The following is a 25,794-nucleotide window of genomic DNA, read 5'->3' on the forward strand; positions in this document are numbered from 1 at the left end:
CTGACATTTCATCGCTGAGAGACATTCGAGACGATTCGGAAGCAGCGATCCGTCGATCATCCGGCGGCTATCCCCGTGAACAGCTGGGGTGGAGCGACCGGCGCTTCGAGCGACGGTGAACGACGTTCGGACGATTTCTCGAGTGGATCGGTAGCATATCTCAAGTTGATCGGTAGCACGTGCCGGTGTTGGCTGACCCCCCCACCCCTTCGTTTCGGGTGGAACGTGCCGAAGGGGCGGGTGGGGGTGAGACGGAGCCTGATAACGGGAAGTTTTATTTGTATTGGATAGAAACAGTATCCGTAGAACTAGCAAACCACATACTTTTACTAGAGGTCGTTTTGCTGTTACTAGTTGCTGCTAGAATCGTGTTTTGTAGCCATCTGAATTGCTAGATTGGAATTTGAATTACTAGAATCCACTCTACCGGCGAATTCCCTCATCTTACTGTGCCGTATCCGGCCTCGAGTCGAAATGAGGGGCTGATCGACTCTCGATCGGGGCCGATCACACCGCGATGGGATCATCCCCCTCGACGGTTTCCACTCGAAACGAAGGGGTGGGGGACTTCGGGTCCTTCGCGTTCTGCTAGTATTCTCCCCGTGTGATTAACCACCATCCTATCGACGGCTCCGCAGCTCGATCGTCACATGCGTCCGATCGATCTTTCCGGACAGCCGATCGATCATCACAGGCGTTCGACCGATCGTCGCCGATACATTTCTCCGCCCGAACACACTCTCGATATCTCCCAATTCATTTTTGTCTGATAGTATATACGTCTGACGTAGGCTTAAGTGAGTTCAGTTTGTAGTACGCGCAGATGCACCCCGCGGTGCTGGAGGGTCCAACAGATGGGACTGTTCACAGAACTCAAAGATAGTATCTCTCGGGCTACGGATCGCCTGTTTTCGGAACAGGAGCCCAAACGAATCGGTATCTATGGTCCGCCGAACGCCGGTAAAACGACGCTCGCGAACCGAATTGCACGTGACTGGACTGGCGACGCGATCGGTGCTGAGAGCCACGTCCCCCACGAAACGCGCCGCGCACGCAGAAAGGAAAACGTCGAGATCGAACGAGACGGCAAGACGGTGACCATCGATATCGTCGACACGCCGGGCGTGACGACGAAGGTCGACTACGAGGAGTTCACCGACGAGATGGGCGAAGAGGACGCGATCCGCCGCTCCCGCGAGGCGACCGAGGGCGTCGCCGAAGCCATGCACTGGCTTCGGGAGGACGTCGACGGCGTCATCTACGTCCTGGATAGCGCGGAGGACCCGATCACGCAGGTCAACACGATGTTGATCGGCATTATCGAATCACGAGATCTCCCGGTTCTCATCTTCGCGAACAAGATCGATCTCGACGAGTCGAGCGTCAAGCGGATCGAAGACGCGTTTCCACAACACAAGACCGTTCCCTTGTCCGCGAAGGAAGGCGACAACATGGACGAAGTGTACGACAGCATCGCTGACTACTTCGGGTGATTACGATGCCAAAAGCAACCAACGCGGACGACTCGGACGCCCCCGACGGCGTGCAGATCGATCTGATCAGCGGCGAGCGGATGGACGGGATGGCGACCATGGAGAAGATCAGAATGATCCTGGACGGCGTCCACGACGGCAACATCGTCATCCTCGAGGAAGGGTTGACCCCCGACGAAGAGAGTCGGCTCATCGAGGTGACGATGGCTGAGATCAGTCCCGACGAGTTCAACGGGATCGAGATCGAGACCTATCCCAAGTCCGAAACCCGGGACTCGTCGCTGCTCGGCCGCATCATGGGGGGTGACGAGACGGAGGCGAAGCTGACAGTGATCGGACCGGCGAACCAGATCGAGACGCTCCACAAGGACGAAACGCTCATCAGCGCGCTCGTGTCCCGTAACTAATGCCACACCAGTGTACGAACTGCGGCCGGACGTTCGCCGACGGCTCGAAGGAGATGCTATCGGGCTGTCCCGACTGCGGCGGGAACAAGTTTCAGTTCGCACCGACCGCGGCGGCCGCAGCCGACTCGTCCGCCGGCGCCGACGGCTCGGTGGATACTGCGAATTCTCACGCGAGCGCACCCGAGTCGGACAGCGTCGCGACCCGCGCCGCGGAGACGGTTCGGGACTGGGTTTCGACCGACTCCGCCGACGAGTCGGACGACGCGTCGTCCGATCGCTCGCAGTCCGCCGGGTCGGCGTCGGCTCCACAGCCGGATCGGGCCTGGCCCTCGAGCGACGTGCCCGACGGTACCGAGTCGAACGCACCGCCGGACGAATTCGACGAGTGGCCGGAGACGGCGCGGCGACCCGAAGACCGATCGGGGTCTCCGGACGAGGTGGCTGCCGAGTCGGCGGCCGAGACAGTCGGTAGCGACCGAACCGAAGCCGCACGGCCCGACCGGTCGTCGGACGAAGTGACCGCGACGATCGCGGACGACGAGAACGCCGCGCAGGCCGACGCCCGAAGCGAAGTCATCGCCACGGACGACCTACCATCCCACTCCGATAGCAACAGCACCGACGGGGACGGGGCGGCGCATACTGTCGACGCGGCGGGCGTCGAACCGCGGGTCGACGCCGACGACGACCGGCCGCCGGAACACGGTCGCGTCGTCAGCGAGCCGAGCGGGCAGCGGCCGTCGATCGAGGAGCTCCGGGCGGAGCTCAACGATCAGTTCGAGAGCATCAAGATCGTCCGTCCTGGCCAGTACGAACTCAACCTGATGGAACTCTACAACCGCGACGAGTACATCATCTCCCTCCAGGAGGACGGCCGGTACGTGATCGACGTCCCGGATTCGTGGCGCGGTGACGACGACGAGTAGCTGCCGTCACTGCTCCCTTGCCGTCGGCGTCGGCAGTTCTCCGGCGACCGCCGGCCGACCGATTCGGTTCGACGGCACGCTCCCGGTCACAGTAACGTGATGGTTTGATCCCCCAGCAACGCGGTGTCTTATGCCCCAGTAACGCGACGGCCTGATCCGCCATTTTGGGACGACGGTACGTTCGATTCGAAACGAGGGTGCGTTCGTTTCCACACCGCCACAGCTTCCGTACCGGGCGGAACGAGCGGAGACAGATGGATTTAAGCGACGCGGATACGACCCCACGAACATGAGCACCGCAACCAAGGTCGTTCTCACCACGGTCGCCGTATCGGCGCTGCTGTCGATCCTGCTCGTCTTCCAGAACGCACTCGCCTGATGTTCGAGGCTCGAGCGCTCTCGGATCGGATCGACGCGGTCCGCGAGGCACGCGCCCCCGACGTACGGATTCTCGACTGCGAGCGTGACTTCGAGACGCTGCCGCCGGCGCTCGCCGAGGACCTCGGCCTGCTCGTCGACGCCCTCGAGCCGGCGAGCTATCCCGCGACCTGGCTCCCGGACGACGCGCCGACGCTTCTCGCCCGCTACGCGAGTTCGGATCTCACGATCGGGATGCCGGGCGACGGCAGCGTCGTCTGGACGCGCCAGACCGAACCGCCGCTCGTCGTCGTCAAACCGCGAGTCGAGGGATCGCCCGATTCGTTCGTCGACTTCTTGATCGCCGAGGCGCTCGTCCAGCTCGATCTCGGGGTTCCCGAACACTTCGTCGGGTTCTTCGAGGACTCGTATCGCGACCTCGACGCGGCGGTCGCGCTCGACCCGAACGGAACCTATCAGGTCGCGGCCGCGCTGTACGATGGCTGGGTCGGGCTGCAGACCCGCGAGGTCTTCGCGGACTGGCACGACGACCATCCCGAACTCGCCGACGCCTGGCAAGACGCGGGGACGCGGCTTGAGGACCGCGTTTCGGGACTCCCGCGTGCGGTCGCGCGCGGCGATACGGACGTCGCCGACGCGACAGAACTGGCGTGTGCCGCGATCAAACACGCGATCGAGCTGCCAGCTCCCTTCGCCGCGCTCGATACCGACGCCTACGGCGACCACGGGCCCGAGTACGCGATTCGATGGGCCGAGAAAACGTTCGACTCGCTCGAAGACGAGTGAGCGATATCGTCCCGTTTCGAGTGCCCTCTTTCGTCTTTCGTCTTTCGTCTTTTTTCTTCCCGCTTCCGAGCCGTCATCGGTACTGCTCGAAACGATCTTCGCCCGGTGTGAGCCGCGATTCGCCGATCGGTCGTCCCGACCCGGTGCGCTATCACAGTGGCTCCGTCCGATACTGCTCCGGAAAAACCGATCCCCGCACTCCCGCTCCCGCTCAGAACTCGGCGTCGACGCTGCCGTCCTCGTCGAGGTCGATGATGCCGTCGAACAGCCCCCGGAACTCGTCGACGAGCGCCTCGTCGTGGGGCTCCTCCGAGACGTGAAAGAGGCCGACTGCATCGTGTTCCTCGAGCAGTTCGAGGATGCGCTCGACCGTCTCGAGGGCCCGCTCGTCGCCGGCGTAGTAGGCGAGTTCGGTGACGGAGTCGAAGCTGATGCGGAGTTTGCCGTCGTGATCGTCGAGGAAGCCGTCGATGTGTTCGACGATACCGTCGACGTCGTCGGGGGCGGCGACGTAGTGGACGGTGTCCGACGAGCGCCGGGAGTAGCCGCGTTCGATGCTCAGCGTGTCCAGAATTTCGGCGCGTTCTTCGTCGACGTCGTAGTACTCGAGTTTCTGTCTGACTTCGCGGGCGGTGGTTCGCGTCGAGATAACGAGGAAATTGTCGGTGTCGGTCTTGAGGAAATCGGTGTCGATCCGGTCGGTCTCACCGGTGCTCGGATGGAGGAGGAGGACGCCGGTTCCACCCGGTACCGTCTCCGGTGTGCCGTCTATCTCAAGCGTGTAATCCATACTGGAGTGAACAACTTTGGGAACTCCCTTAAGCGTGCGGATGTTTCTCTCGTCACCGTGTCGGTACGGAAACGGCGGAAGGGTCTGAAAAACTGGCGAGGGTGGGACAGCGCGACTCACCGAGTCGAGACGAAATCCGGATGCCCACGGATTTCGGTCGGCGACCCTTCACTCCGATAATTTTAGGCCAGCCTAAAGAATCTGTCGGTGGTTCCCGTCTCAGTGAGAACGGCCCGGTACACCGGGGGACGTGCCGATGTGAGAGAGCGGATGGGAACGCGTTTAGGGCCGCGGAGCCCATCGGGTTGCATATGAGCGTGCGCGAGGAGTTCGACGACTGGGCGACGAGCGGCCGGGACAAGGGAATGGAGGACCGACACTGGCACACCGCGAAGCACGCGCTGGCGCGAATGCCGGTCGAACCCGGCGATACCGTCCTCGATCTGGGCTGCGGGAGCGGCTACGCCGGGCGAGCGCTCCGCGATACCAAGGGTGCCGGTCGAGTCTACGGGCTCGACGGTGCGCCCGAGATGGCCCGCAACGCGGCGGGGTACACGGACGACCCGAACGTCGGCTACGTCGTCGGCGACTTCGACGAGCTCCCCTTCGTCGACGACTCCATCGACCACGTCTGGAGCATGGAGGCGTTCTACTACGCGGCAGATCCCCGCCACACGCTCGAGGAGATCGCTCGAATCCTCCGATCCGGCGGGACCTTCTACTGTGCCGTCAACTACTACGAGGAGAACGTCCACTCCCACGAGTGGCAGGAGTACATCGACATCGAGATGACCCGCTGGGACCGCGGGCAGTACCGCGAGGCCGTCCGCGACGCGGGCCTGATCGTCGCCGAACAGGACACGATCCCCGACCGCGAAATCGAGATTCCGAACGCTGCCGAGTTCCCGCTCGAGGAGTGGGACACCCGCGAGGAGATGGTCGAACGCTACCGGGAGTTCGGCACGCTGCTCACCGTCGGCGTGGCTCCCTGATACCGCGACGTCGTCTCCCGACCCTCGATTCGTCGACCGGAACCCCCTGGTTTCCACTCGAGAGCAGCGCACTCGAGACACAGGCCCCGATACGCCCGGTGACTCGAGTCGAAACGCTCCCCCCGTCGGAACGGGTCGACGAACGTGACGGTTCACCGGCGACGCAATTACGCCGGTCGACCGATCCCACCGTCCCTGTGATTACTCGTACCGCTCACCGGCCGGAACCGTCACCTCGAGCCAGTTCTCCTCGGGCGGGAGCGGACAGTCGAAGGTGTCGCTGTAGGCGCAAAACGGCGTGTACGCGAGGTTGAAGTCGACGACGATCTCGTCGCCGTCTTCGAGCGCCGCCGCCGGCTCGAGTTCCATATATCGACCGCCCTGGTAGGTCTGCTGGCCCGTCGTCTTGTCCCGGAACGGCACGAACAGCGGCTGCTCGTTCGGACGCTCCTGGCGGTAGGCCGCGAGTTCGAACGTCCCGTCCTCGAGGTCGTCGTCCTCGCGATCGAGGGCGAACTCGAGTGTCGCGACGCGGAGGTATCGCATCTCTCGACCGGCGGTGGTGTCCATCAGTACGACCTCGGGGTCGTCGTGGACCGTCGCGGTCGCGGTCACGCGGTAGGTCGGATCCGGATCGAAGTAGTCGAGCCCGTCGAACGCGTCCCGCGATTCGGGCGGGATCGGCGACTGCGGGTGCTCCGCGAAGAAGTCATCTTTCTCGGCGCGTTTCGACTCGAGTTCGTCGCGCCAGCGGTCGGCGTCGATGGAATCGCTCATAGCCGTGGTAGTCGACGGACCCGGGAAGGCGTTGCGTTTCGGTCGGCCGGCGCTCCGGTCCGGCGTCCGTCGGTCGGTTCCAGCGGTGAAAATAGGGACGGAATCGGCGGCGTGGCTGTCGCGGTCGCCGGTTCGACTCCGGTCTCGGCGTTACTCTTCGATCGTGAGGACGCCGTTGCGCGCGGTGACGTCGCTCGCCTCGGGCGGCAGTTCGAACTCGAACTGCTCGTCGCCCGCGAGGATGATCGCGGTCGAGCCGACGACATCGACCGAAATCTCGGCGGCCGAGGTGCCGAAATCGACTGCGATAACGCTCCCGTCGTCGTATTCGAACGTGCGGACGACTGCGTCCTGGTCGACGTTTCTCAGTGATTGGGGGACCTTCACACGCGACCGTAGGGACTCAGCTAAGTAAAGGGTCACGCTGGCAGCAACCGATGGGGCGAGGCGGCGCAAACACGGTAGCGGCGGGCGCGTAACGGAGGGAGAACGGGCGCGTAGGCGGCAATAGGTTCGACTCGCTCGAGCGGGTCGATCCGAACGCCGGATCGTTCGATCGGGCCGGTCCGATCACCCCCTGATACGTATCGCCAGATCGTTCCTGACATTTATCCACCGTGGCGCGGCTACTCCAGTCCGTCAACGCTATGGACGACCGACGACGAGTACTGGCAGCATGACGGACTGGCGGACGGTGTTCGGCCACGAGCAGCCCTACGAGCCGCAGGTCGACGGTATCGAGACGGCCATCGATACCGGGCACGAGGGCGGCTACACCGTTATCGAAGGGGCCTGTGGCACCGGGAAGACGATGATCGCGCTCACCGCGGGGATCGACCTCGTGCGCGATCCGGACACCGACTACGAGCGCGTGCTCGTCCTCACGAGCGTCAAACAGCAACTGCGCCAATTCGAGGCGGACCTCGAGACGATCAACGAGAACCTGCCGGCCGACTGGGACCCGATTTCGGGGCTCACGCTCGTCGGGAAGGCCGACGTCTGTCCGTACAACCGGGAGGGCGCGGCGGGGTTCGACGACGGCAACGTCTACGACCGCTGCGAGACGCTGCGGGACCGCACGCGGGATCTCACCGGCGAGGGCGGCGAGACGACCGCACAGAACCTGGCCGCCCGCGCCCGAAGCCAGCAGATCGGACTGGCCGACAGCGGGAACCGGTCGAAGAACACGTTCCTCGAGACCGCGGGCGAACCGACGCCGTACCCGCCCGACCTCCCCGAGTACGGCGAGGGTGGCCCCGTCGGGGCCGAGACCGAGTACTGTCCGTTCTACGCGCAGTACCTGGAGGACCTGCCGGCGGACGAGGACGGCTCCGCGGCGGAAGCGGTGCCGTACGACGTCACCGATGTCGGAATGGTCACGCCCGACGACCTGGTCGCTCGGTCGGTGACCCACGGCACCTGTCCCCACTCCGTGATGGGTGCCGCCCTCGGCGAGGTCGAGGTCGTGATCGGAAACTACTACCACGCCTTCGACCCGCGAACCGTCGGTTCCTTCACCGGCGCGCTGCTGGACGAGTCGACGTACGTCGTCTGCGACGAGGCTCACATGCTGGAACCGCGCGTCCGCGACCTGGTCAGCGAGGGCGTCGCCGACAGCACGCTCCGAGACGCCGAGACCGAACTCTCGCGAGTCATCCAGCCGATTAAGTTCGAACGCGAGGGCCGGCAGGCGGAAGGTGGTTCCAAGACCGCCGACGCCGACCTCGTTCGCGCGGAGCTGAACGATAGCGACGTCTCCTACGAGGAACTCAATCGCACCCTCGAGTTCGTTCGGGACCTCCGCGAGGAGCTCGACCGCCGAGTCACCGCCCATCTCGACCGGAACTACCGGGGCTGGCAGTCGAACCTGAACGATCTCCGCAACGAGGAGCTCCCCCTTCGGGACCCGAGCGAACCAGCCGAGGACGAACTCACGGCGTGGGCGGAGGGTGCGGGGTACGGCGACGCCGACTGGGTTCGCGCCGAGGCCGTCGGCGCGGTCGTCCAGCGGGTGCTGAACGAAGCGGAGGACGAGGATCGGAGCCGCGCCGCGCCCGCCGTCGGTCGGGTCCTCGGCGAGTGGTACCGCCGCGGTCACACCGACTACTTCCGGGAGATCGAACTCGAGCGAACCTGGGACGACACCGAGCCCGCCGACTCGTGGCGGCGGGCCTACAACGCCCGGTTGGCCCTGCACAACTGCGTGCCAAGCGACGCCATCGGCGACCGACTCGGCATGTTCGGCGGTGGGATTCTGATGAGCGCGACCCTCGAACCGATGGCGGCCTTCACCGAGGTCACGGGACTCCAGTACCTCTCGCGCGCGGAGGACCGACCGGTCGTCGAGCGCCGTTACGGCCTGCACTTCCCGGCCGAGAACCGCGAGAGCTTCGCCGTCGCCGCGCCGAAGTTCACGTACGACAACCGCGGCCGGCCGGGCGACGACACCCCGACGCGGCGGTCCTACGCGACCGCGACCGCGACGGTCGCCCGGCTCCCCGGCAACGTCCTCGTCGGCATGCCGAGCTACGCCGAAGCCGAGTGGATCGCCGGACGGCTCGAGGATCGGGTCGAGAAGCCGGTCCTGCTCGACGCCGCCAGCGACGACGAGACCACCCAGTCGCTCAAAGACGAGTTCTTCGCGGGCGAGGGGAAGGTACTCGTGACGAGTTTGCGGGGCACGCTGACCGAGGGCGTCGACTACAGCGGCGACCGCCTCGCCGCGGCGGTAGTCTGTGGCGTCCCGATCGTCAACACCTCGAGCCCGCGGACGAAGGCCGTGCGCCGCGCCTACGACGACGAGTTCGGCGACGGCTTCACCTACGCGCTGACGATCCCGGCGGTGCGGAAAGCCCGGCAGGCGATCGGCCGCGTCATCCGCAGCCCCGAGGACGTCGGCGTTCGGGTCCTGCTCGACGAGCGCTACGCTCGCGACAGCTGGGACTCCGTCCGGCCGTACCTGCCCGACGACGGCGAGTTCCAGCCCGTCAGTCCGGACATGCTCGACGTCGGCCTCGAGCGGTTCCGGTCGCGGCTCCCGTCTCGGTAACGGTGGTCCCGCTCGGCGGCCGTCGGAACGGCGGACGGCGACGTCCCGAATCGAGGGCTTCAAGCGGGACGATCAGTATATTCTGACTGTCTACCGTGTCTGGACGTCTCCCGCCAGCTAACGGCGTTGCTCCGCTGGCCGCCGACGCCGGCGGTCTCGCCGTGACGCCCCAGATGCTGGTCGTGTTCGGGATCATCGCGCTCGCGCTGGTACTGTTCGTGACCGAGTGGCTCCCGATCGACGTCACTGCCATCCTGATCATGGTGCTGTTGATGGTGCTGGGCGCCGACGGCGTGGTGAATCTCACCGAAATCTCGACGGCCGAGGGGACGTCGGGCTTCTCCAACTCGGCGACGATCACGGTCCTGGCGATGCTCATTCTCAGTTCGGGGATCAGTCAGACGGGGGTCGTCCAGATACTCGGTCGCAAGATGTCCGCGTTCGCGGGCGACGATCTCGACAAACAGCTGCTCGCGACGATCGGCGTCAGCGGCCCGATCTCCGGGTTCATCAACAACACGCCGGTCGTTGCGATCCTCGTCCCCGTCGTCTCGGACATCGCCCACAAGGGGAATACGTCGCCCTCGAAGCTCCTCATTCCCCTCTCCTACGCCTCGATGTTCGGCGGGATGCTCACGCTCATCGGGACCTCCACTAACATCCTCGCGAGCGACGTCTCCGCGCGCCTGCTCGACCACCCCTTCTCGATGTTCGAGTTCACCAAGCTCGGGATCGTCGTCCTGCTCGTGGGGAGCGTCTACCTCCTCACCGTCGGTCACCGACTGCTGCCCGAACGGGTCCCGGTCGAGGAGGACTACGTCCAGGACTACGCGATCGAGGAGTACCTGACCGAAGTCGTCGTCACCGAGGAGTCGCCGATCGTCGGCGAGACCGTCGCCGACGCCATCGATCAGGTCGAGTTCGACGCCGACATCCTCCAGGTGGTCCGCGACGACGAGGAGTTCATCGAGCCGATCGGCCAGAAAACGATCCGAGAGGGCGATCTACTCCGGCTGCGTGCCGACCGCGACACCGTCCGGCAGTTCGTCGTTCGGGGAACGCTCTCGCTCGCAGGCGGCCCGGAGACGGCCGACGACCTCGAGCCGGACGAGATTCCCGAGCGGACCCTCGTCGAGATCGTCGTGCCGCGAGGCTCGTTCCTCGTCGGCGAATCGCTCGAGAGTTCGACGTTTCGCCAGCGCTACGACGCGACGGTGCTGGCGTTCCGGAGCCGCGGCGAGACGGTCCGCGATCACATGGACGAGCGCCGGATCCGCGTCGGCGACACGCTGCTGGTGCAGGCGGCCCCGGACAGCATCGATCGCCTCTCGCGGAACGACGACTTCATCGTCGCACACGAACCCGAGGAGCCCGATTACCGGACCGAGAAAATTCCCCACGCGGCGGCGATCATGGCGGGCGTCGTCGGTTTCGTCGCCGTCCCGTGGGGCGCGATCGGCTCCACCCTCGCTACTGCGACTGGACTCACCGGGTTCGAGGCGATGTCGGCGCTCTCGCTGCCGATCCTCGTCACTGCGCTCGCGGGCGTCGTCGCGATGGTCGCGGCGGGGGTCCTCAAGCCGACCGAGATCTACGACGCCGTCGAGTGGGACGTGATCTTCCTGCTGGCCGGCATCATTCCGCTGGGAATCGCGCTCGAGCAGACCGGCGGTGCGGACGTGCTCGGCAGTCTGGTCGCCGCGACCGGGGCCTACCTGCCGATGATCGGCGTCCTGTGGGTGTTCTATCTCGCGACGGGGATCATCACGGGCGTCATCTCGAACAACGCGAGCGTCGTGTTGATGCTCCCGGTCGCCGTCGAAACGGCCACGCAGATCGGCGCGAACCCGTTCGCCTTCGTGCTGGCGGTGACGTTCGCGGCTTCGACCGCGTTCCTCACGCCCGTCGGCTACCAGACGAACCTGTTCGTCTACGGTCCCGGTGGGTACAAGTTCACGGACTTCGTCCGGGTCGGCGCGCCGCTCCAGTTGCTGCTGTCGGTCGTCACCGTGTTCGGCATCACGTTCTTCTGGGGGCTCTCACCCTAGCCGTCCGTCGCCGCGCCGTCCTCGCGGGACGGATCGAATTCGAGGGGGTCCTCGAGCGGCGGCTCGGCCTCGTCGGCTCGCTCGAGCGCCTCGACGAGTTCCCGTTCGCGCTGTCGGCGTTCGGTGTCGTGGGCCTTCTTCGTCCGACCGGCCTTCGTGTGTGTCATCAGATAACATATAGCACAGACCGATATAGTTCTTCCCCCGTTCACCGCCGATCGTAGAGCGGTCAGCGGGAGCCGATCGCGCGATACGGGCGGAGCGCGGCCGCGTTCGGCACGACGCGGACGAGCGTCGACGCGGGCTTGTACGCCACGCGATCGGTCGGCGACTTCGCCGCGACGAGCTTCCAGAAGCCCGGCGAGCCGAACTGCAGGCGGCACAGGCCCCGATCGTCCGTCCGTGCGGATTTCGTTTCGGTCGAGACGATCGCTCCTTCGATCGGCTGTCGCCGATCGTCGCGAACGCGAACGGTGACGTCGGTCCCGACCGCTACCTCTCTCCGACCGACGTCGATCCGTAGCTGCCGGGTGATCTGCATGCGAGACGGTACCAGGAGAACGCGGAAAAGGACCGCCCTGCAGGTTCCGGCCGTCATCGGCGGCGGGACGGCGGCTCGCTCGCGACCGGCGCGGCCCGCCGATCGTCCCGGGCCCCGGACCGCCGTCCGCGAGGCACCGCTGCCCGCCACGCCGTCCGCTCACTCCGTCGCGACGACGTGTGCGTCCTCGGGTGCGAAGCCGACCGTCAGCTCCTCGGTTTCGGGAACCGCCGGCAGACGGAGGACGATCTCCGCGCCGTTCCACCGGCCGTTGACGCGGACGGTCTCGCCGAGGAACTCGCTCGTCTCGACGGTCACCGTCAACCGGTTGCGCTCGGCGGCCCGCGAGAGCGCGCCCGGTCGCACGCAGACGGTGACGCGATCGGTTCCGTCGGGCACCGCCGGCACCGCGAACAGCTCGCCGGCGATGTCGACCCGCGCGTACTCGTCGTTTCGGCTCCGGACCTCGCCGTCGAAGACGTTGTTGTCGCCGACGAACTCGGCGACGAACCGCGTCGCGGGCTCGCGATAGATCTCCTGCGGCCGGCCGACCTGCTCGACGCGGCCGTCGTTCATGACCGCGACGCGATCCGAAATCGCCAGCGCCTCCGCCTGATCGTGCGTGACGTAGACGGTCGTGATCTCGAGGTCCGACTGAATCCGCTTGACCTGCCGGCGCAGCGATTCTCGGAGCCGGGCGTCGAGCGCACTCATCGGCTCGTCGAGCAAGAGCAGATCCGGTGCCGGTGCGAGCGCGCGGGCCAGCGCGACCCGCTGTCGCTGCCCCCCCGACAGCGCCTCGGGGTCGCGGTCGCCCGTTCCCTCGAGATCGACGAGTTCGAGCAGTTCGGCCACGCGCTCGTCGACCGTCTGCCCGTCCGGTGGCTCCCGAAAGCGGAGCCCGTAGCCGACGTTCTCGGCGACGCTCATGTGGGGGAACAGCGCGTAGCTCTGGAAGACGACGCCGACGTCGCGCCGCTCGGGCGGGACGCCGGTCATCTTCTGGCCGTCGAAGCGGACGGTGCCGTCGGTCGGCTCCTCGAACCCGGCGATCGTCCGGAGGGTCGTCGTCTTCCCGCAGCCGGAGGGGCCGACGAGGGTGAAAAACTCCCCGTCGCGGACCGCGAGATCGACGCCCTCGAGCGCGGCGGTTTCGGCGTACACTTTCGAGACGTCCTCGAGAGCGAGGGCGGTCATTGCTCGAACCTCCCACCGACGCGGTCCACGACGACGAAACTCGCGGCCGTGACGACCAACAGTACCGTTCCCATGGCGATCGCAGGGCCGGGACGGCGGCCGAGGTAGCGCTCGACGGCGACGGGCATGGTGTAGGTCTGGCTCCCGCTGGCCAAAATCACCGTCGAAGAGAACTCGCCGATCGAGATGGCGAAGGCGAACGCCGCGCCGGCGACGATGCCGCTGGCTACCAGCGGGAGCGCCACGTCGCGCAGCGCGCGGTATCGAGTGGCCCCCAGCGCGCGTGCGGACTCGACCATCGCCGGATCGAGCGTCGCGAGCAGCGGCGAGACGTTGCGCGTGACGAAGGGGTAGGCCGCGACGGCGTGGGCGGCGACGATCGCGACCGCGCCCGTCACCTGGAACCGCCAGCCGCCGGGCAGCGGGATTCCGAAGACCAGCCCTTGCAGGAGCCCGATGCCGAAGACGACTCCACTGACCGCCAGCGGGAGCATCGCCAGCGTGTCGACGATCGCGCCGCCCCAACCCGCACGAACCGTTACGACCGAGACGACGACCCCCATCGGCACGGCGACGGCCAACGTCGCGACCCCGAAGCCCAGCGAGTTCCGAATGGCGACCCACGGCAGGGTCTGGTAGGACGCACCTTCGAGCTGGCGCTCGAGCAGGAACGCGTAGTGGCGGGTCGTGAGCCCGTTCCCGTCGGTCACGCTCCCGACGACGAGGCTCGCCATCGGACCGACGAAGACGAGCAGGGCGACGACCCCGTAGCCGAGGATCGCCAGCCGCCGGGGTGACAGCGCCGTCCGAAGATCCGGAACGAGCGGCTCTCTCGAGGTGTCGGCGGCCCTGCGGGCCAGCCCGGACTGAGCGGACTCGTACCGGAGATAGACGTAGGTCAACCCGAGCGAGAGGATCGTCTCGAGGACGGCGAGCGCGGCGGCCTCGGAGTAGGCCAGTCGGCGGACGCGGTCGTAGATCCAGACCTCGACGGTCGCGAGCCGCAGGCCGCCCAGCGCGAGCACGATGGGGAATGTCATGAACGTGAAGATGAAGGTCAGCAGCGCGCCGGTCAGGACGGCCGGCAGGAGCTGCGGAACGACCACGTCCCGAAACGCGCGCCGGGGGCTCGCCCCGAGACTGCGGGCGGTCTCGACGGTCCGCGCGTCGACGGACTCCCAGGCGGCGACGGTAACTCGCGCGACCAGCGGCGCGTTGTAGAACGCGTGGGCGACGATCACGATCGCGAGCGGGTTCCACTCGATGAACGGGTACGGCCCGAGTCCGACCAGTCCGAGCAGCCCGTTGAGCGTTCCCGTCCGCCCGAACATCGCGTAGAAGCCGACCGCGACCATGATTCCGGGGAGGACGAACGGGAGGATCGTCAGCGAGCGCAGCGTCCGCCGCCCCCGAAACTCGTAGGTCGCGAGGACGTACGCGGCGGGCAGTCCGAGCGCGACGCTCGCGACCGTCGAGAGGGTCGCCTGATACGCCGTGAACCCGAACAGCCCCGTTCGAACCCCCGGCGTCTCGAGGCGCGGCCACGGAACCGGGAGGGACACGCTGGGGAGCGGCCGCTCGACCGAAACCGAGATCGAGACGCCCGCGAGCCAGCCGGCGAGCGACTCGAGGTGCGTCCCCACCGCCAGCGGCTCCGCGAAGACGTCCGCGAGCGCGCCGACGTAGAACGGGTCGGTGAGGATCTCGCGGAAGACCGCGAGCGTCGCTCCGCCGTCGTCGACCACGGCGTCGACGAAGACGATGCCGACCGGCAGATAGAGCATGATGGCGAGGACGACGGCCGTCGCGAGCGCCGTCAGCGAGAGCGCGCGCCGCTCGAGCCAGCGCCGCGCGGCGGCGGCCCGCCGTCGAATCCGGACCGAACGCCCGGACAGTCCCGGTCGAGACACGGGCCTACTGGCCGGCGAACTCGCGCGCCCAGTCGTCGACCCAGCCGTCGAGATTGCCTCGGAGGTCGTCGTAGCCGATCGTCACCGCCTCCGGCGGGACGTGTGCGTACCGGTCGAACTCCTCGCCGAGGTCGACGTGTTCCGACGCGACGGCCGGGAACTGGACGTTTCGCTGGGCGATCACGGCCTGTGCGTCGCTCGAGAGGGCGAAATCGAGGAACTCGTAGGCGAGGTCGACCTCGCTCGCGCGGTCGAAGATCCCCATTCCCTCCGGGTTCGCGTACCCCTGGTCGTTCGGGAACGCGACCTGGTGGCGGCGCATGTCGTAGCCGAACTCGTTTGCGAACACCTGATCGGTCGAGTAGGAGACCACCATCGGCCGTTCGCCGTTCATGTAGGCCCCGCTGTAGGAGTCGTCCCAGCTCTCGAGGACGCGAACGCCGTTGTCGTCGAGCTCGCGCCAGTAGTCGAGATAGCCGTCCTCGCCGTAGGCGTCGATCGTCCACAGCAGGAACGCCTGTCCCGGGTCCGACCGCTGGGCGTTCTGTGCGAGCAGCGCGTCCTCGTAGGCCGGCTCGGTCAGCTCGTCGAGCGTCTCGGGTTCGTCGACGACGCGCTCGTCGTAGACGAGACAGATGTAGCCGGTGTCGTACGCGAGGATGCGCCCGTGGGGATCGCCCATGTCGAGCCCGTCGCGGATCCGCCCGGCGTTGTCGATGCGATCGACGTTGAGTTCCCGAAAGAGACCGCCGTCGTCGAGGGTGTCGTCGACCCTGACGAGGTCGTCGATGTTCGCCCCGAGATAGACGTCGGCCTCGAGCGCCGCGTTCTGCCGTTCGCGATCGATGTAGTCGTTGATGCCGTTTGTCGGAACGGTCCACGTCAGCTCGGCGTCCGGATACGCCTCCTCGAAGGCCTCCTTGAGCCACGGGCCGGCCGGGTTCTCGCCGTCGACCATCGACTCGTACGTCGCGATCCGAAGCTCCCCCTCGAGGTCCGGGTCTTCCGGTTCCGGATCGCCGTTTCCGTCCCCATCGGTTGACTCGTCTCCATCGCGCGTCAGACAGCCGGCGAGGCCGGCGACCACGCTCCCACCGACCGCACCGATATACGCCCGTCGTTTCATTACTCGGTGGTTGCACCGGGTAGTCTTAAGACCCGTGATCGGCGTCGGTCCGTTCCACGCCGGCGCGGCGGATCGAGCTAAAAGACTTTACCCGTCGACTGAGAGTCACCGCTGTGACAGGGAGTTCGTCCGGCCGCCCGAGCGCGAACAGACGCCGATACGTGCTCGCGGGAATCGTCGCCGCACTTGGAGTCGTGACGGGCGGTATCCTGCTCGACGTCCTCGGGACGATTCTCTTCGCGCTTACCGTCGCGTACGTCCTGCTGCCCGTTCAAGGCTGGTTCGTCAGGCGTGGGCTCTCTGAGTGGACGAGCACGCTCGCCGCGACGGTGATCGGGTTCGTGAGCGCGATCGCGGTCTTCGCCCCGATCGTCGTGGCGCTCTACTTCCGTATCGATTCGGTCGAAGAGACGATCGCGACCCTCCCGCGAGAGGTCTCGATCACGGTTTTCGAGGCGACGTATCCGATCGAGGCGGGCGAGGTACAGGCGATGGCGACCGACTACATAAGCAGCGCTGCGACCACGTTCGCGCTCGCGCTACCGGTGCTCGCGATCAAGTTCGCGCTGTTCGTCGTCCTCCTGTTCGGACTCCTGCTCAAGGGTGACGAGGCCGGTCGGGCCGCCATCGCACCGATCCCGCACGGGTACCGGGACGTCGTCTACGCGCTGACCCAGCGGGCGCGCGAGACGCTGTACGCGATCTACGTGCTGCAGGTCGCGACCTCGATCGCGACGCTGGCGATCGCCTATCCCCTGTTCTGGAGTCTCGGCTACGAGGCCGCCCTGACCCTCTCGATCGTCGCCGCCGTTCTGCAGTTCGTCCCGATCATCGGCCCCAGTATGCTCATCGCCCCGATCGCGCTCTATCACGTCGCCACCGGTGACCTCGCCGCGGCGACCCTGATCGGCGTGCTCGGACTCGTGCTCGTCGCCTGGCTCCCCGATATCGCCGTCCGGCCGCGGCTGTCGCGCCGATCCGCCGGATTACCCGGCAGCCTCTACTTCGTCGGCTTCACGGGCGGACTCTTCACGCTCGGCCCGATCGGCATCGTCGTCGGGCCGCTGCTCGTCGCGGTTTTCGTCGAAGCGGTCGACCTGCTCGCCGACGAGGTCAACACCGACGCCACGTTCTCGGAGATCATCGAACACGATCTCGAGGAGCCACCCGAGGAACCCGCCGACACGGAGACGACGTTCGAGGAATCGAACTCGACGGTCGCCGACGCCTGATCGCGCTGGCGGTCCAGGCGGGGACGAGGGCGATCGACACCACTGACCACCGACACTTTTCCCCTCGCCCACCGTTCGTTCGGTATGGTACGGAACAGCACGATCGTCAACGCGATCATCGGAGCCGTCGTCGGCGTCGTCCTCTCCGTGATTCCGTTCTCCACCGTGCTCGGCGGGGCCGTCGCGGGCTTTCTCGAGGGACCGGACGAGCGAGCGGGCGCGATCGTCGGCGCGCTGGCCGGGCTGATCACCTTCCTCCCGGTCGCAGGGGGGCTCCTCCTGCTGTTCGGATTCCTCGGGCTGGGGCTCGGGTTCGGTGTTCCCGCCGAGGGGATCGCCTTCGTGACGTTCCTGCTCGTCGCCTCGATCCCGTTTCTCCTCTTCTACTTCGTCGGCCCGTCGCTGCTCGGTGGGTATCTCGGCGCGTACCTCGCGCGCGAATACCCCGAGCGACGACGGCGGACGCGGGACACGATCGGATTCGACACGACGTCGGAGCACCCCTCCCGGACCGTCGAGACGGTGTCGACGCGAGACCGCGACCGCGATACGATGTCGAGCGGGGACCGCGACGTCCGCGACGATCGTTCCCCGCCGGGCGGGCTCGAGGGAGATGGCGACTCGGAGCGGGGCCAGGGCCGGGACCGGGAACGTGATCCCGAATCGAACCGCTGACCGCCACCGAAACCGGCCGCCCCGGCGGTCGAGCTACTCGTATCTGAGCGCGTCGATCGGGTCCGTCCGCGCCGCCCGCCAGGCCGGATACAGCCCGGCGAGAATCCCGACGAGCATCCCGACGGCGATCGCGAGCGCGACGTACTCGAGGGGATAGACCAGGGGGAGATCGATGTACTCCGCGCCGACGTAGCCGGCGACCAGCCCGAGGCCGGTCCCGAGGATCGCACCGACGACGCCGAGGATCACCGCCTCGGTCAGAAACAGCCCGAGGACGTCCCGGTTCTGCGCGCCGACGGCTTTCATGATCCCGATCTCGCGGGTTCGCTCGGTGACGCTGACGAGCATGATGTTCGCGATCCCGATCGATCCGACCAGCAGGGAGATGGCCGCGATGCCGACGATGAAGTTTCGCAGGAGATCCAGGACGTCCTGGAGCTGCTGGAGCAGCTCCGTACTCGTCCGGAAGGTTACCGCGAGATCGTCGCCCAGCAGCTCGCTCGCGTCGGACGCGTCGCTCTCGAGGTACTCGGTCGCGCTCTCGCGAGCGGCGTCGATGTCGGACTGGTCGGCCGACTCGGCCTCGACGACGATCGCGAGGAAGCGAGCGTCACTGTCTCCGCTCCCGTTGCCACCGCTCTCGTTGCTCCCCGCACCGTCGTCGCCCCCGCCGATTCCCAGCCCGGAGGCTTGCTCCGTGTAGTAGGGGTCCGTCGGCACGTAGACCCGCGGCGAGGACTCGAACCCCTCGAACGGGCTCTGTCCCTCGCTCGTGTCGGTGATGCCGACCACCTCGAGCGTCGTGCGCTGGCCGCCGAGGATGGTCACCGTGAGCTCGTCGCCGACGGAGACGTTCTCCTCGAACTGGTTCGCCGCCGCGGGGTTGAGCACCGCCTCCCGTTCACCCATCTCGAACTGCCGTCCCTCGGCCAGCCGGTCCTCGCGGATGTACGACGGCCCCGATGCGATCAACCCGTTCCCCTGTGCTACCTGCTCCTCGCCGTTCGAGATCGCCTGCGTCTGGATCGTCGCGTACCCGTAGGCCGCTTCGACGTCCTCGAGATCCTCGACCGCTTCGAGGTCGTCCTGCGTGAAGACGGGCTGGGCACCTGCCAGCGGACCGCCCTCGGTGTCCGGCTCGGCGGCCCAGCCGTAGACGTTGCGCTGGTCGTCGGGGCTGATGTCACCGATGATCCCCGCCTGCAGGCTGGCTCCCAGCGTGACGAACGCGATCACCGCCGCGATGCCGATGACGATCCCCAGCGTCGTCAGGGCCGAGCGGAGCTTGTGACCGCGAATCGATCGCCACGCGAGCCGCAGGCTCTCGAGCGGGTTCATCGGGGATCGTCCCCCGTTTCCGTTTCCCGACCCGGCGTCGTCACGCCGTCGCTGCCGGCTCCGTCGAGTTCCTCGATCCGTTCGATCCGTCCGTCGAGCAGGTGGACGATCCGGTCCGCCCGCTCCGCGACGTGGCGCTCGTGCGTGACGACGAGCATCGTCGTTCCGGCCGCGTGAAACTCGTCGAAGAGATCCAGCACGTCGGCCTCGGTGTCGGTATCGAGGTTCCCCGACGGCTCGTCGGCCAGCACGATCGCCGGGTCGTTGACCAGCGCCCGTGCGAGCGCGACCCGCTGGCGCTGCCCGCCCGACAGCTCGTTCGGCAGGTGGTCCGCCCGGTCGGCGAGACCCACCCGCTCGAGCAGGTCACGCGCCCGCTCCCGGCGCTCCGCACGGCCGACGTTCTGGAACAACTGGGGTAGCGCCACGTTCTCGAGGGCGTTCAGCCGCGGCATGAGGTTGAACGTCTGGAAGACGAAGCCGACCTCGGTGCCCCGGAGCCGGGTCCGTTCGCGATCCCCGAGATCGCCGATAGCCCGTCCGCCGACGACGACCTCGCCCGCCGTCGGCGTATCCAGACAGCCCACGAGGTTCATCAGCGTCGACTTCCCGGAGCCGCTCGGCCCCATGATCGCAGTGTAGGAGCCGCGGGGTACCTCGAGGGAGACGCCGTCGAGCGCGTGGACGGGCTCACCGATACGGTATGTCTTGCGGACGTTCGAGAGGGACACCGCCGTCTCCCGTGCCATGCAGGGTCGTCCACGGACGATTCAAAAAAAGTTCGGCGCGACGGTTCCGAGCCGCTCGGCGGCTACCACTCGCCGGCTGGTCCTTCCTGCACCGGCTCGGTGGCGGTCTTGTCGCCCCGAATGATCACGTACGCGATCAGGGCGACGACACCCACCGGAAACGCCACCAGCAGCAGTCCCCCGACGCCGAGTCCCCACGCGAGTTCGTTGTTCTCGCGCTTGGCGGCGTCTCTGTACACCCAGTACCCGGCACCCGCCGCGATCACCAGCCCGATGATGAATCCGACCACCGTCGCGATGAGAACCGTCGTCTGGTCGAGGCCGGCGGCTTCGCCGCCGGCCTGCAGCGGCAGGAGGGCGAACTGCAGCATCACGCTACCTCCTTCGAGCCGGGACTCGATCGGACGGCCGACCGCTGGTGCCGATCGGTAGCGCTGCGAGCGTCGGAACGCGAAGTAGTCTCGTCCATAGTGTCACCCATAAATAATTATTGGCCAACACCTGCTATATTTCTTTCCCTCCCGGTCGTGGTCGTTCTTCCGGCTGTCGGCCGGGTAACGAACGGCCGACAGCATCAGTCGGTCGCGCTCGCTGTTCAGCGGGCGGTCGCGGTGTTGGTGATGGACCGCCGATCGGCTCGAGGGTCCTCGTGACTGCCTATCGGACAAACTATTTATGTGCTTACCTTAAATAATTGGATAATTAACGTGACTACCATCGATCTCTCCGGCGTGACCAAACGCTACGGCACCGAACGGGCGCTCGACGGGCTGGATCTCACCGTCGAACCGGGCGAGATATACGGCTTTCTCGGGCCCAACGGTGCCGGGAAGTCGACGACGATCAACCTCGTCCTCGATTTCATCCGCCCGACCGACGGCGAGGTGCGCGTCTTCGATCTGGACGCCCAGACCAACACGATCGAGATCCGCGACCGGACCGGGATCCTCCCGGAAGGAGTCAGCCTGTACGACCGGCTGACCGGCCGCCAGCACGTCGAGTTCGCCATCGAATCGAAGGACGCCGACGACGACCCCGACGCCCTCCTCGAGCGCGTCGGTATCGCCGACGCGGCCGAGAAGAAAGCCGGCGGCTACTCGAAGGGGATGGCTCAGCGGCTCATGCTCGCGACGGCGCTGGTCGGCGAACCGGATCTGCTGATCCTCGACGAACCCTCGACGGGGCTCGATCCGAACGGCGCCCGCGAGATGCGCGAGATCATCCGCGAGGAGAACGCCCGCGGCGCGACCGTCTTCTTCTCCTCGCACGTGCTCGGCCAGGTCGAGGCCGTCTGCGACCGCGTCGGCATCCTCCGGGACGGCGACCTGATCGCCGAGGATACCGTCGACGGGCTACGCGACTCGATGCCGAACCAGACGCGACTCCGCGTGACGCTCGATCGGATCCCCGACGACTCGTCGGCCGCGCTCGCGGGAATCGAATCGATCGCGGGCGTCTCGTCGGTGACGCCCGAGGGACGGACCCTCGTCGTCGCCTGCGAGGACCACGCCAAAACGACGGTGTTGCGGACGATCGAGGAGTACGACGTGTCCATCGAGGACTTCGAGACCGACGAGTCCTCGCTCGAGGACCTGTTCGTGGCGTACACCTCCGATACCGGCGGTAGCGCGGGGGTAGTACGATGAGCGCGATCGTCGTCGCGAAGAAGGACTTCCGGGACGCCGTCCGCTCGCGCGTACTGATCGGGCTGACGGTCCTGTTCAGCCTGTTCACCGTCGGCGGTGCGTTCCTCGCCTCCCGGCTCTCGGAGCTGTTCGAGGAGGGCGGTGCGTCGTCGACGATCGATCTGATCCTCGCGCTCCAGACGCCCGCGAGCTTCCTCGTGCCGGTCATCGCGCTGGTCGTCGGCTACGGCGCGATCGCCGGCGAGCGGGAGAGCGGGAGCCTGAAGTTCCTCCTCGGCCTCCCGCACCGCCGTCGGGACGTCGTCCTCGGGAAGGTCCTCGGCCGAACGGGCGTCGTGGCCGTCTCGATTCTGGTCGGCTTCGCCGTCGGGCTGGTCGGTCTCTTCGCGTTCGTCGGCTCGGTGTCGATCGTCGACTACGTCGCATTCACCCTCCTGACGGTCCTGTTCGGGTTCGTTTACGTCTGTATCGGCGTCGGCCTCTCCTCGATGACGCGATCGACGACCAAGGCGGCGATCGGCGCGTTCGGTCTGATCGTCGTTTTCTGGATCGGCTGGGGGGTCGTCGGGCAGCTCCTGCTGTTCGCGATCGAGGGGACACTGTTCGTCGAATCGTTCCCCGACTGGTACATCTCGTACCTCTCGCTGCCGCCGGACGCCGCCTACGGCTCCGCGATCGGGGCCGTCCTCGGCGAGAACCAGCTGTCGATGGCCGGTATCGTCGAGAACCTACCGGTCGTCGCCCAGCCGTGGTTCGGCTTCGTCCTCCTCACGATCTGGGCGCTCGTCCCGCTCGGACTCGGTCTCTGGCGGTTCGATCGCGTCGACCTCTGAACGACGGCCGCGAGGTGTAACGTTTTTCTCGTCGCCGCCCGCTTGCACAGCCATGAAGACGGCAGGCGGCTCCGACGAAGCGAAACGCCGCGCCGGCGAGCGGGCGGCCGCGGCGGTCGAGGACGGATTCGTCGTCGGGCTCGGAACCGGCTCGACGACCGCCCACGCGATCCGGGCGATCGGTCGGGCAGTCGACGACGGCCTCGAGATCCGCGGGATTCCGACCTCCTTCCAGTCCCGCCAGCTCGCGCTCGAGGTCGGCGTTCCCCTGACCGACCTCGACGCGGTCGACGGCGTCGACCTCGCGATCGACGGGGCCGATCAGGTGGTCGACGACCGCGACGCGGCCGCGTTCGGCGCGCTCATCAAGGGCGGCGGGGCGGCCCACGCGCGCGAAAAACTCGTCGACACGGCTGCGGACCGGTTCGTCGTCGTCGCCGATCCCTCGAAGCTGACCGACCGCCTCGAGCGCTCGGTGCCGGTGGCGGTGTTGCCCGACGCGCACTCCGTCGTGGCGGATCGGATTCGCGCTCTCGACGGGGAGCCGACGCTCCGGGACGCCGAGCGCAAGGACGGCCCGGTCGTGACCGACAACGGGAACCTGGTGCTCGACTGCGCGTTCGGTCGGATCGACGACCCCGACGAGCTGGCGACGCGGCTCTCGGGTATCCCTGGCGTCGTGGAACACGGCCTGTTCGTGGGGGTCGCCGACGCGACCTATATCGGCACCGACGACGGTGTCGAGGTCCGCCGCTACTGACCCGATTCGGTCGCGCCGAACTGGCCGGCTCAGGCCCGTTCGTCGCGCCGTTTCGTGTTTTCGTCCGCGTCCGCCGGTGTGCCGACCGGCCGTGCGAACAGTCCTGCGATCACGTAGACCGCCCCCAGCAGGCGGGTCGCGGGTATCACCCACCGCTTCAACTCGAGTTCGTCGGCGTTCTCGTAAGCGACGTCGAGGTTCAGTTCGACGACCGTTCGGGGGAACAGCGCTAGGACGAGTCCGACGGCCGCGAGCACGTGCTCGATCCCCGCCGGTGGCCCGTCGCGACCGAGCAACCAGACGAACGCCAGTCCCTCGAGTCGGGCCATCGGAACCGTCCACGGTCGCAATCGTCCCGCGTCAGGGTCGGCGAACGCAACCCGTTCGCCGACCGCGATGATCCGTCTCGGGGCGACGATCTCGAGGAGTGCGAACCCGATCACCGGCAGTCGTCGCACGGCTCGTCGCACTCGTCGTTACCTCGCGCGGAGCCGAAGTCGGCTCGAGGAGCGGTCGGCGTCGGGCTCGCTCGCAGCCGCTGCCGGCTCCTCGCTCGCGCTCCGCGAGAGCAGCGAGACGGTCAGGTAGAGTACGCCGAGCAGTCGCGCCGCGGGCACGACCCACGGCTGTAGCTCGAGCCTGTCCGTGTCGGCGTAGACCAGGTGCTGACTGAGTTCGATGATCGGCTGCGGAACGAGGACGAGCGTCAGCCCGACGAGCCCGAGCAGCGTGGAGACGAGCGTCGACTCCTGTCGGTTGCGGACGAGCAGCCAGACAAAGGCGAGTCCCTCGAGCCGAGCGCCGGTCAGCGCCAGCGGCCGTCGCTTCGCCACCTCGGGGTTTCGAAGCCCGATCCGCTCGCACGCTTCGATGATCGGCTCCGGCTTGACGATCTCGACGAACCCGAAGCCGATCAGGAGCTTGCGCAGCATGTGTCTCGCTCGTACCACGGCGGGGGGCAAAAAGCTCGAGCCGGCAGCCGGACGGCCGATCGACGATCGCGGATCGGTCGAGAGATCGAATAGACAGGTTTTCAATCCGGTCGCGTGACCGTTCGAGCAGAGACGCTTCGATGCCCGAGACATCCGATAGAAAAGACGATCACCTCCGTATTATCGAGGAGGAAGACGTAGAGACGAGCGGTGCCGGGTTCAGCGACATCGACCTCGTTCACGAGGCACTGCCGGAGGTTCACCGCGACGAGATCGAGACGACCACGGACCTGTTCGGACGCGAGCTCGCGGCCCCGATCGTCATCGAGAGTATGACCGGCGGTCACCCGAACACGACGAAACTCAACCGGCGGCTCGCCGAAGCCGCCGAACGAACGAACGTCGCCATGGGCGTCGGCAGCCAGCGTGCCGGCCTCGAGCTCGACGACGAGGGCGTCCTCGAGTCCTACACGGTCGTTCGGGAGGCCGCGCCGGACGCGTTCCTCTACGGGAACGTCGGCGCGGCCCAGCTGCTCGAGTACGGCGTGGACGACGTCGAGGACGCCGTGGCGATGATCGATGCCGACGCGATGGCGATCCACCTGAACTTTCTGCAGGAAGCGGTCCAGCCGGAGGGTGACGTCGACGCCCGCGGCTGTCTCGCGGCGATCGAGCGCGTCGCCGACGCGCTTTCGGTGCCGGTCATCGTCAAGGAGACGGGTAACGGGATGTCGCGGGACACGGCGAGTCGACTCGCCGATGCCGGCGTCGACGCCGTCGACGTCGCCGGGCAGGGCGGAACGACCTGGTCGGGGATCGAGTCTCACCGCGCGGCTGCGATCGACGCCGATCGACAGGAGGCCGTCGGTCGCCTGTTTCGCGCGTGGGGCGTCCCGACTGCGGTGAGCACGCTCGAGGCCGCCGAGGTCCACGACTGCGTGATCGCGAGCGGCGGCGTCCGCTCCGGGCTGGACATCGCCAAGGCGATTGCGCTCGGCGCTCGTGCCGGCGGGCTCGCGAAGCCGTTTCTCGCGCCGGCGGGGCAGAGCGCGGACGCGGTCGTCGAACTGATCGAGACGCTCGTTCTCGAACTGCGGACGGCGATGTTCGTCACCGGCTCGGCGTCGCTCTCGGAATTACGGGAAACCGAACACGTCGTGCTCGGCCGGACGAAGGCGTACATCGACCAGCGCCGCCGCTGAGTGACGG

At 67.0% G+C, this 25,794-nt stretch carries 27 protein-coding genes; 14 read left to right on the forward strand and 13 right to left on the reverse strand.

What is annotated here, in order from left to right; translation table 11 throughout:
* The first annotated feature begins 854 nt into the window (after nt 1–854).
* The 5 genes from BMX07_RS10785 (at nt 855) to BMX07_RS10800 (ending at nt 3,990) form a co-directional block, all read left to right on the forward strand.
* Nucleotides 855–1,493, forward strand: a complete 639-nt coding sequence (locus tag BMX07_RS10785; RefSeq protein WP_090617632.1) for an Era-like GTP-binding protein — start codon at nt 855–857, stop codon at nt 1,491–1,493.
* 5 nt (nt 1,494–1,498) lie between these two features.
* Nucleotides 1,499–1,900: a DUF2073 domain-containing protein gene (locus BMX07_RS10790; RefSeq protein ID WP_090618424.1), complete on the forward strand. Its 402-nt coding sequence runs from the start codon at nt 1,499–1,501 to the stop codon at nt 1,898–1,900.
* Nucleotides 1,900–2,826, forward strand: a complete 927-nt coding sequence (locus BMX07_RS10795) for an OapC/ArvC family zinc-ribbon domain-containing protein (RefSeq protein ID WP_090617634.1) — start codon at nt 1,900–1,902, stop codon at nt 2,824–2,826. The genes BMX07_RS10790 and BMX07_RS10795 overlap by 1 nt, the downstream gene beginning before the upstream one ends.
* 289 nt (nt 2,827–3,115) lie before the next feature.
* The gene (locus BMX07_RS25780; RefSeq protein WP_425499750.1) at nt 3,116–3,205 is read left to right on the forward strand and encodes a hypothetical protein; all 90 of its coding nucleotides are present in this window, start codon (nt 3,116–3,118) and stop codon (nt 3,203–3,205) included.
* Complete coding sequence (locus BMX07_RS10800) at nt 3,205–3,990, forward strand: DUF7089 family protein (RefSeq protein ID WP_090617636.1); 786 nt, start codon at nt 3,205–3,207, stop codon at nt 3,988–3,990. The genes BMX07_RS25780 and BMX07_RS10800 overlap by 1 nt, the downstream gene beginning before the upstream one ends.
* Before the next feature lie 211 nt (nt 3,991–4,201).
* On the opposite strand, the gene BMX07_RS10805 is transcribed toward BMX07_RS10800, so the two are convergent.
* Nucleotides 4,202–4,780, reverse strand: coding sequence for a DUF7090 family protein (locus tag BMX07_RS10805; protein WP_090617638.1), 579 nt, complete (start codon nt 4,778–4,780; stop codon nt 4,202–4,204).
* 311 nt (nt 4,781–5,091) lie between these two features.
* Between BMX07_RS10805 and BMX07_RS10810 the strand changes: the two genes are divergently transcribed.
* Nucleotides 5,092–5,772 (forward strand): class I SAM-dependent methyltransferase, encoded by a 681-nt coding sequence (locus BMX07_RS10810; RefSeq protein WP_090617640.1) that lies wholly within the window; start codon nt 5,092–5,094, stop codon nt 5,770–5,772.
* A gap of 201 nt (nt 5,773–5,973) precedes the next feature.
* Here BMX07_RS10810 and BMX07_RS10815 read toward each other — a convergent pair whose 3' ends face one another.
* Nucleotides 5,974–6,549, reverse strand: coding sequence for a DUF1684 domain-containing protein (locus BMX07_RS10815; protein ID WP_090617641.1), 576 nt, complete (start codon nt 6,547–6,549; stop codon nt 5,974–5,976).
* 150 nt (nt 6,550–6,699) lie between these two features.
* Nucleotides 6,700–6,936, reverse strand: coding sequence for a DUF7127 family protein (locus BMX07_RS10820; protein WP_090617643.1), 237 nt, complete (start codon nt 6,934–6,936; stop codon nt 6,700–6,702).
* Nucleotides 6,937–7,225: 289 nt separating this feature from the next.
* Here BMX07_RS10820 and BMX07_RS10825 point away from each other — a divergent pair, with 289 nt between their 5' ends.
* Together BMX07_RS10825 and BMX07_RS10830 are read left to right on the forward strand one after the other, a co-directional pair.
* Nucleotides 7,226–9,598, forward strand: a complete 2,373-nt coding sequence (locus tag BMX07_RS10825; protein ID WP_090617645.1) for an ATP-dependent DNA helicase — start codon at nt 7,226–7,228, stop codon at nt 9,596–9,598.
* A gap of 173 nt (nt 9,599–9,771) precedes the next feature.
* Nucleotides 9,772–11,646 (forward strand): SLC13 family permease, encoded by a 1,875-nt coding sequence (locus tag BMX07_RS10830; protein ID WP_090617647.1) that lies wholly within the window; start codon nt 9,772–9,774, stop codon nt 11,644–11,646.
* Here the strand turns inward: BMX07_RS10830 and BMX07_RS24410 are convergent.
* From BMX07_RS24410 to BMX07_RS10850, 5 genes are all read right to left on the reverse strand, one after another.
* On the reverse strand, nt 11,643–11,813 hold the full coding sequence (locus BMX07_RS24410; protein ID WP_175480124.1) for a hypothetical protein: 171 nt from the start codon (nt 11,811–11,813) through the stop codon (nt 11,643–11,645). The two genes, BMX07_RS10830 and BMX07_RS24410, sit on opposite strands and share 4 nt — an antisense overlap.
* Nucleotides 11,814–11,875: 62 nt before the next feature.
* Nucleotides 11,876–12,187 carry a hypothetical protein gene (locus BMX07_RS10835; RefSeq protein ID WP_090617650.1) on the reverse strand — a complete coding sequence of 104 codons (312 nt, stop codon included), beginning with the start codon at nt 12,185–12,187 and terminating at the stop codon, nt 11,876–11,878.
* Between the two features lie 159 nt (nt 12,188–12,346).
* The gene (locus tag BMX07_RS10840) at nt 12,347–13,384 is read right to left on the reverse strand and encodes an ABC transporter ATP-binding protein (RefSeq protein WP_090617652.1); all 1,038 of its coding nucleotides are present in this window, start codon (nt 13,382–13,384) and stop codon (nt 12,347–12,349) included.
* Nucleotides 13,381–15,294 carry an ABC transporter permease gene (locus BMX07_RS10845; protein ID WP_090617654.1) on the reverse strand — a complete coding sequence of 638 codons (1,914 nt, stop codon included), beginning with the start codon at nt 15,292–15,294 and terminating at the stop codon, nt 13,381–13,383. Before BMX07_RS10845 ends, BMX07_RS10840 begins: the two co-directional genes overlap by 4 nt.
* A gap of 4 nt (nt 15,295–15,298) precedes the next feature.
* Nucleotides 15,299–16,420, reverse strand: coding sequence for a thiamine ABC transporter substrate-binding protein (locus tag BMX07_RS10850; RefSeq protein ID WP_090617656.1), 1,122 nt, complete (start codon nt 16,418–16,420; stop codon nt 15,299–15,301).
* Nucleotides 16,421–16,533: 113 nt separating this feature from the next.
* On the opposite strand from BMX07_RS10850, the gene BMX07_RS10855 reads away from it, so the two are divergent.
* Together BMX07_RS10855 and BMX07_RS10860 are read left to right on the forward strand one after the other, a co-directional pair.
* Nucleotides 16,534–17,652 (forward strand): AI-2E family transporter, encoded by a 1,119-nt coding sequence (locus tag BMX07_RS10855; protein ID WP_090617658.1) that lies wholly within the window; start codon nt 16,534–16,536, stop codon nt 17,650–17,652.
* Between the two features lie 84 nt (nt 17,653–17,736).
* Complete coding sequence (locus tag BMX07_RS10860; RefSeq protein ID WP_090617662.1) at nt 17,737–18,327, forward strand: DUF5518 domain-containing protein; 591 nt, start codon at nt 17,737–17,739, stop codon at nt 18,325–18,327.
* 33 nt (nt 18,328–18,360) lie between these two features.
* On the opposite strand, the gene BMX07_RS10865 is transcribed toward BMX07_RS10860, so the two are convergent.
* The 3 genes from BMX07_RS10865 to BMX07_RS10875 all read right to left on the reverse strand — a co-directional run bounded on the left by BMX07_RS10865 (nt 18,361) and on the right by BMX07_RS10875 (nt 20,785).
* Nucleotides 18,361–19,665, reverse strand: coding sequence for an ABC transporter permease (locus BMX07_RS10865; protein WP_090617664.1), 1,305 nt, complete (start codon nt 19,663–19,665; stop codon nt 18,361–18,363).
* Entirely contained in the window at nt 19,662–20,414 is a 753-nt protein-coding gene (locus BMX07_RS10870) for an ABC transporter ATP-binding protein (protein WP_090617665.1), read from the reverse strand. The genes BMX07_RS10865 and BMX07_RS10870 overlap by 4 nt, the downstream gene beginning before the upstream one ends.
* Before the next feature lie 62 nt (nt 20,415–20,476).
* Entirely contained in the window at nt 20,477–20,785 is a 309-nt protein-coding gene (locus tag BMX07_RS10875; RefSeq protein WP_090617667.1) for a hypothetical protein, read from the reverse strand.
* A 336-nt stretch (nt 20,786–21,121) separates the two neighbouring features.
* Between BMX07_RS10875 and BMX07_RS10880 the strand changes: the two genes are divergently transcribed.
* The 3 genes from BMX07_RS10880 to rpiA are packed head-to-tail and all read left to right on the forward strand — an operon-like array spanning nt 21,122 to nt 23,653.
* Nucleotides 21,122–22,060, forward strand: a complete 939-nt coding sequence (locus BMX07_RS10880) for an ABC transporter ATP-binding protein (protein ID WP_090617669.1) — start codon at nt 21,122–21,124, stop codon at nt 22,058–22,060.
* The gene (locus tag BMX07_RS10885; RefSeq protein WP_090617671.1) at nt 22,057–22,893 is read left to right on the forward strand and encodes an ABC transporter permease; all 837 of its coding nucleotides are present in this window, start codon (nt 22,057–22,059) and stop codon (nt 22,891–22,893) included. The genes BMX07_RS10880 and BMX07_RS10885 overlap by 4 nt, the downstream gene beginning before the upstream one ends.
* 52 nt (nt 22,894–22,945) lie before the next feature.
* Nucleotides 22,946–23,653: a ribose-5-phosphate isomerase RpiA gene (gene rpiA / locus BMX07_RS10890; protein WP_090617673.1), complete on the forward strand. Its 708-nt coding sequence runs from the start codon at nt 22,946–22,948 to the stop codon at nt 23,651–23,653.
* Nucleotides 23,654–23,682: 29 nt separating this feature from the next.
* Here the strand turns inward: rpiA and BMX07_RS10895 are convergent, their stop codons facing one another.
* The gene (locus BMX07_RS10895; RefSeq protein WP_090617675.1) at nt 23,683–24,111 is read right to left on the reverse strand and encodes a DUF6199 family natural product biosynthesis protein; all 429 of its coding nucleotides are present in this window, start codon (nt 24,109–24,111) and stop codon (nt 23,683–23,685) included.
* 18 nt (nt 24,112–24,129) lie between these two features.
* On the reverse strand, nt 24,130–24,585 hold the full coding sequence (locus BMX07_RS10900) for a hypothetical protein (RefSeq protein ID WP_090617677.1): 456 nt from the start codon (nt 24,583–24,585) through the stop codon (nt 24,130–24,132).
* 140 nt (nt 24,586–24,725) lie between these two features.
* Here BMX07_RS10900 and fni point away from each other — a divergent pair, with 140 nt between their 5' ends.
* A complete protein-coding gene (gene fni / locus BMX07_RS10905; RefSeq protein WP_090617679.1) occupies nt 24,726–25,787 on the forward strand; it encodes a type 2 isopentenyl-diphosphate Delta-isomerase in 1,062 nt (353 codons plus the stop codon).
* Nucleotides 25,788–25,794: the final 7 nt, after the last annotated feature.

It is taken from the genome of Natrinema salaciae, assembly GCF_900110865.1.
Classification (GTDB): domain Archaea; phylum Halobacteriota; class Halobacteria; order Halobacteriales; family Natrialbaceae; genus Natrinema; species Natrinema salaciae.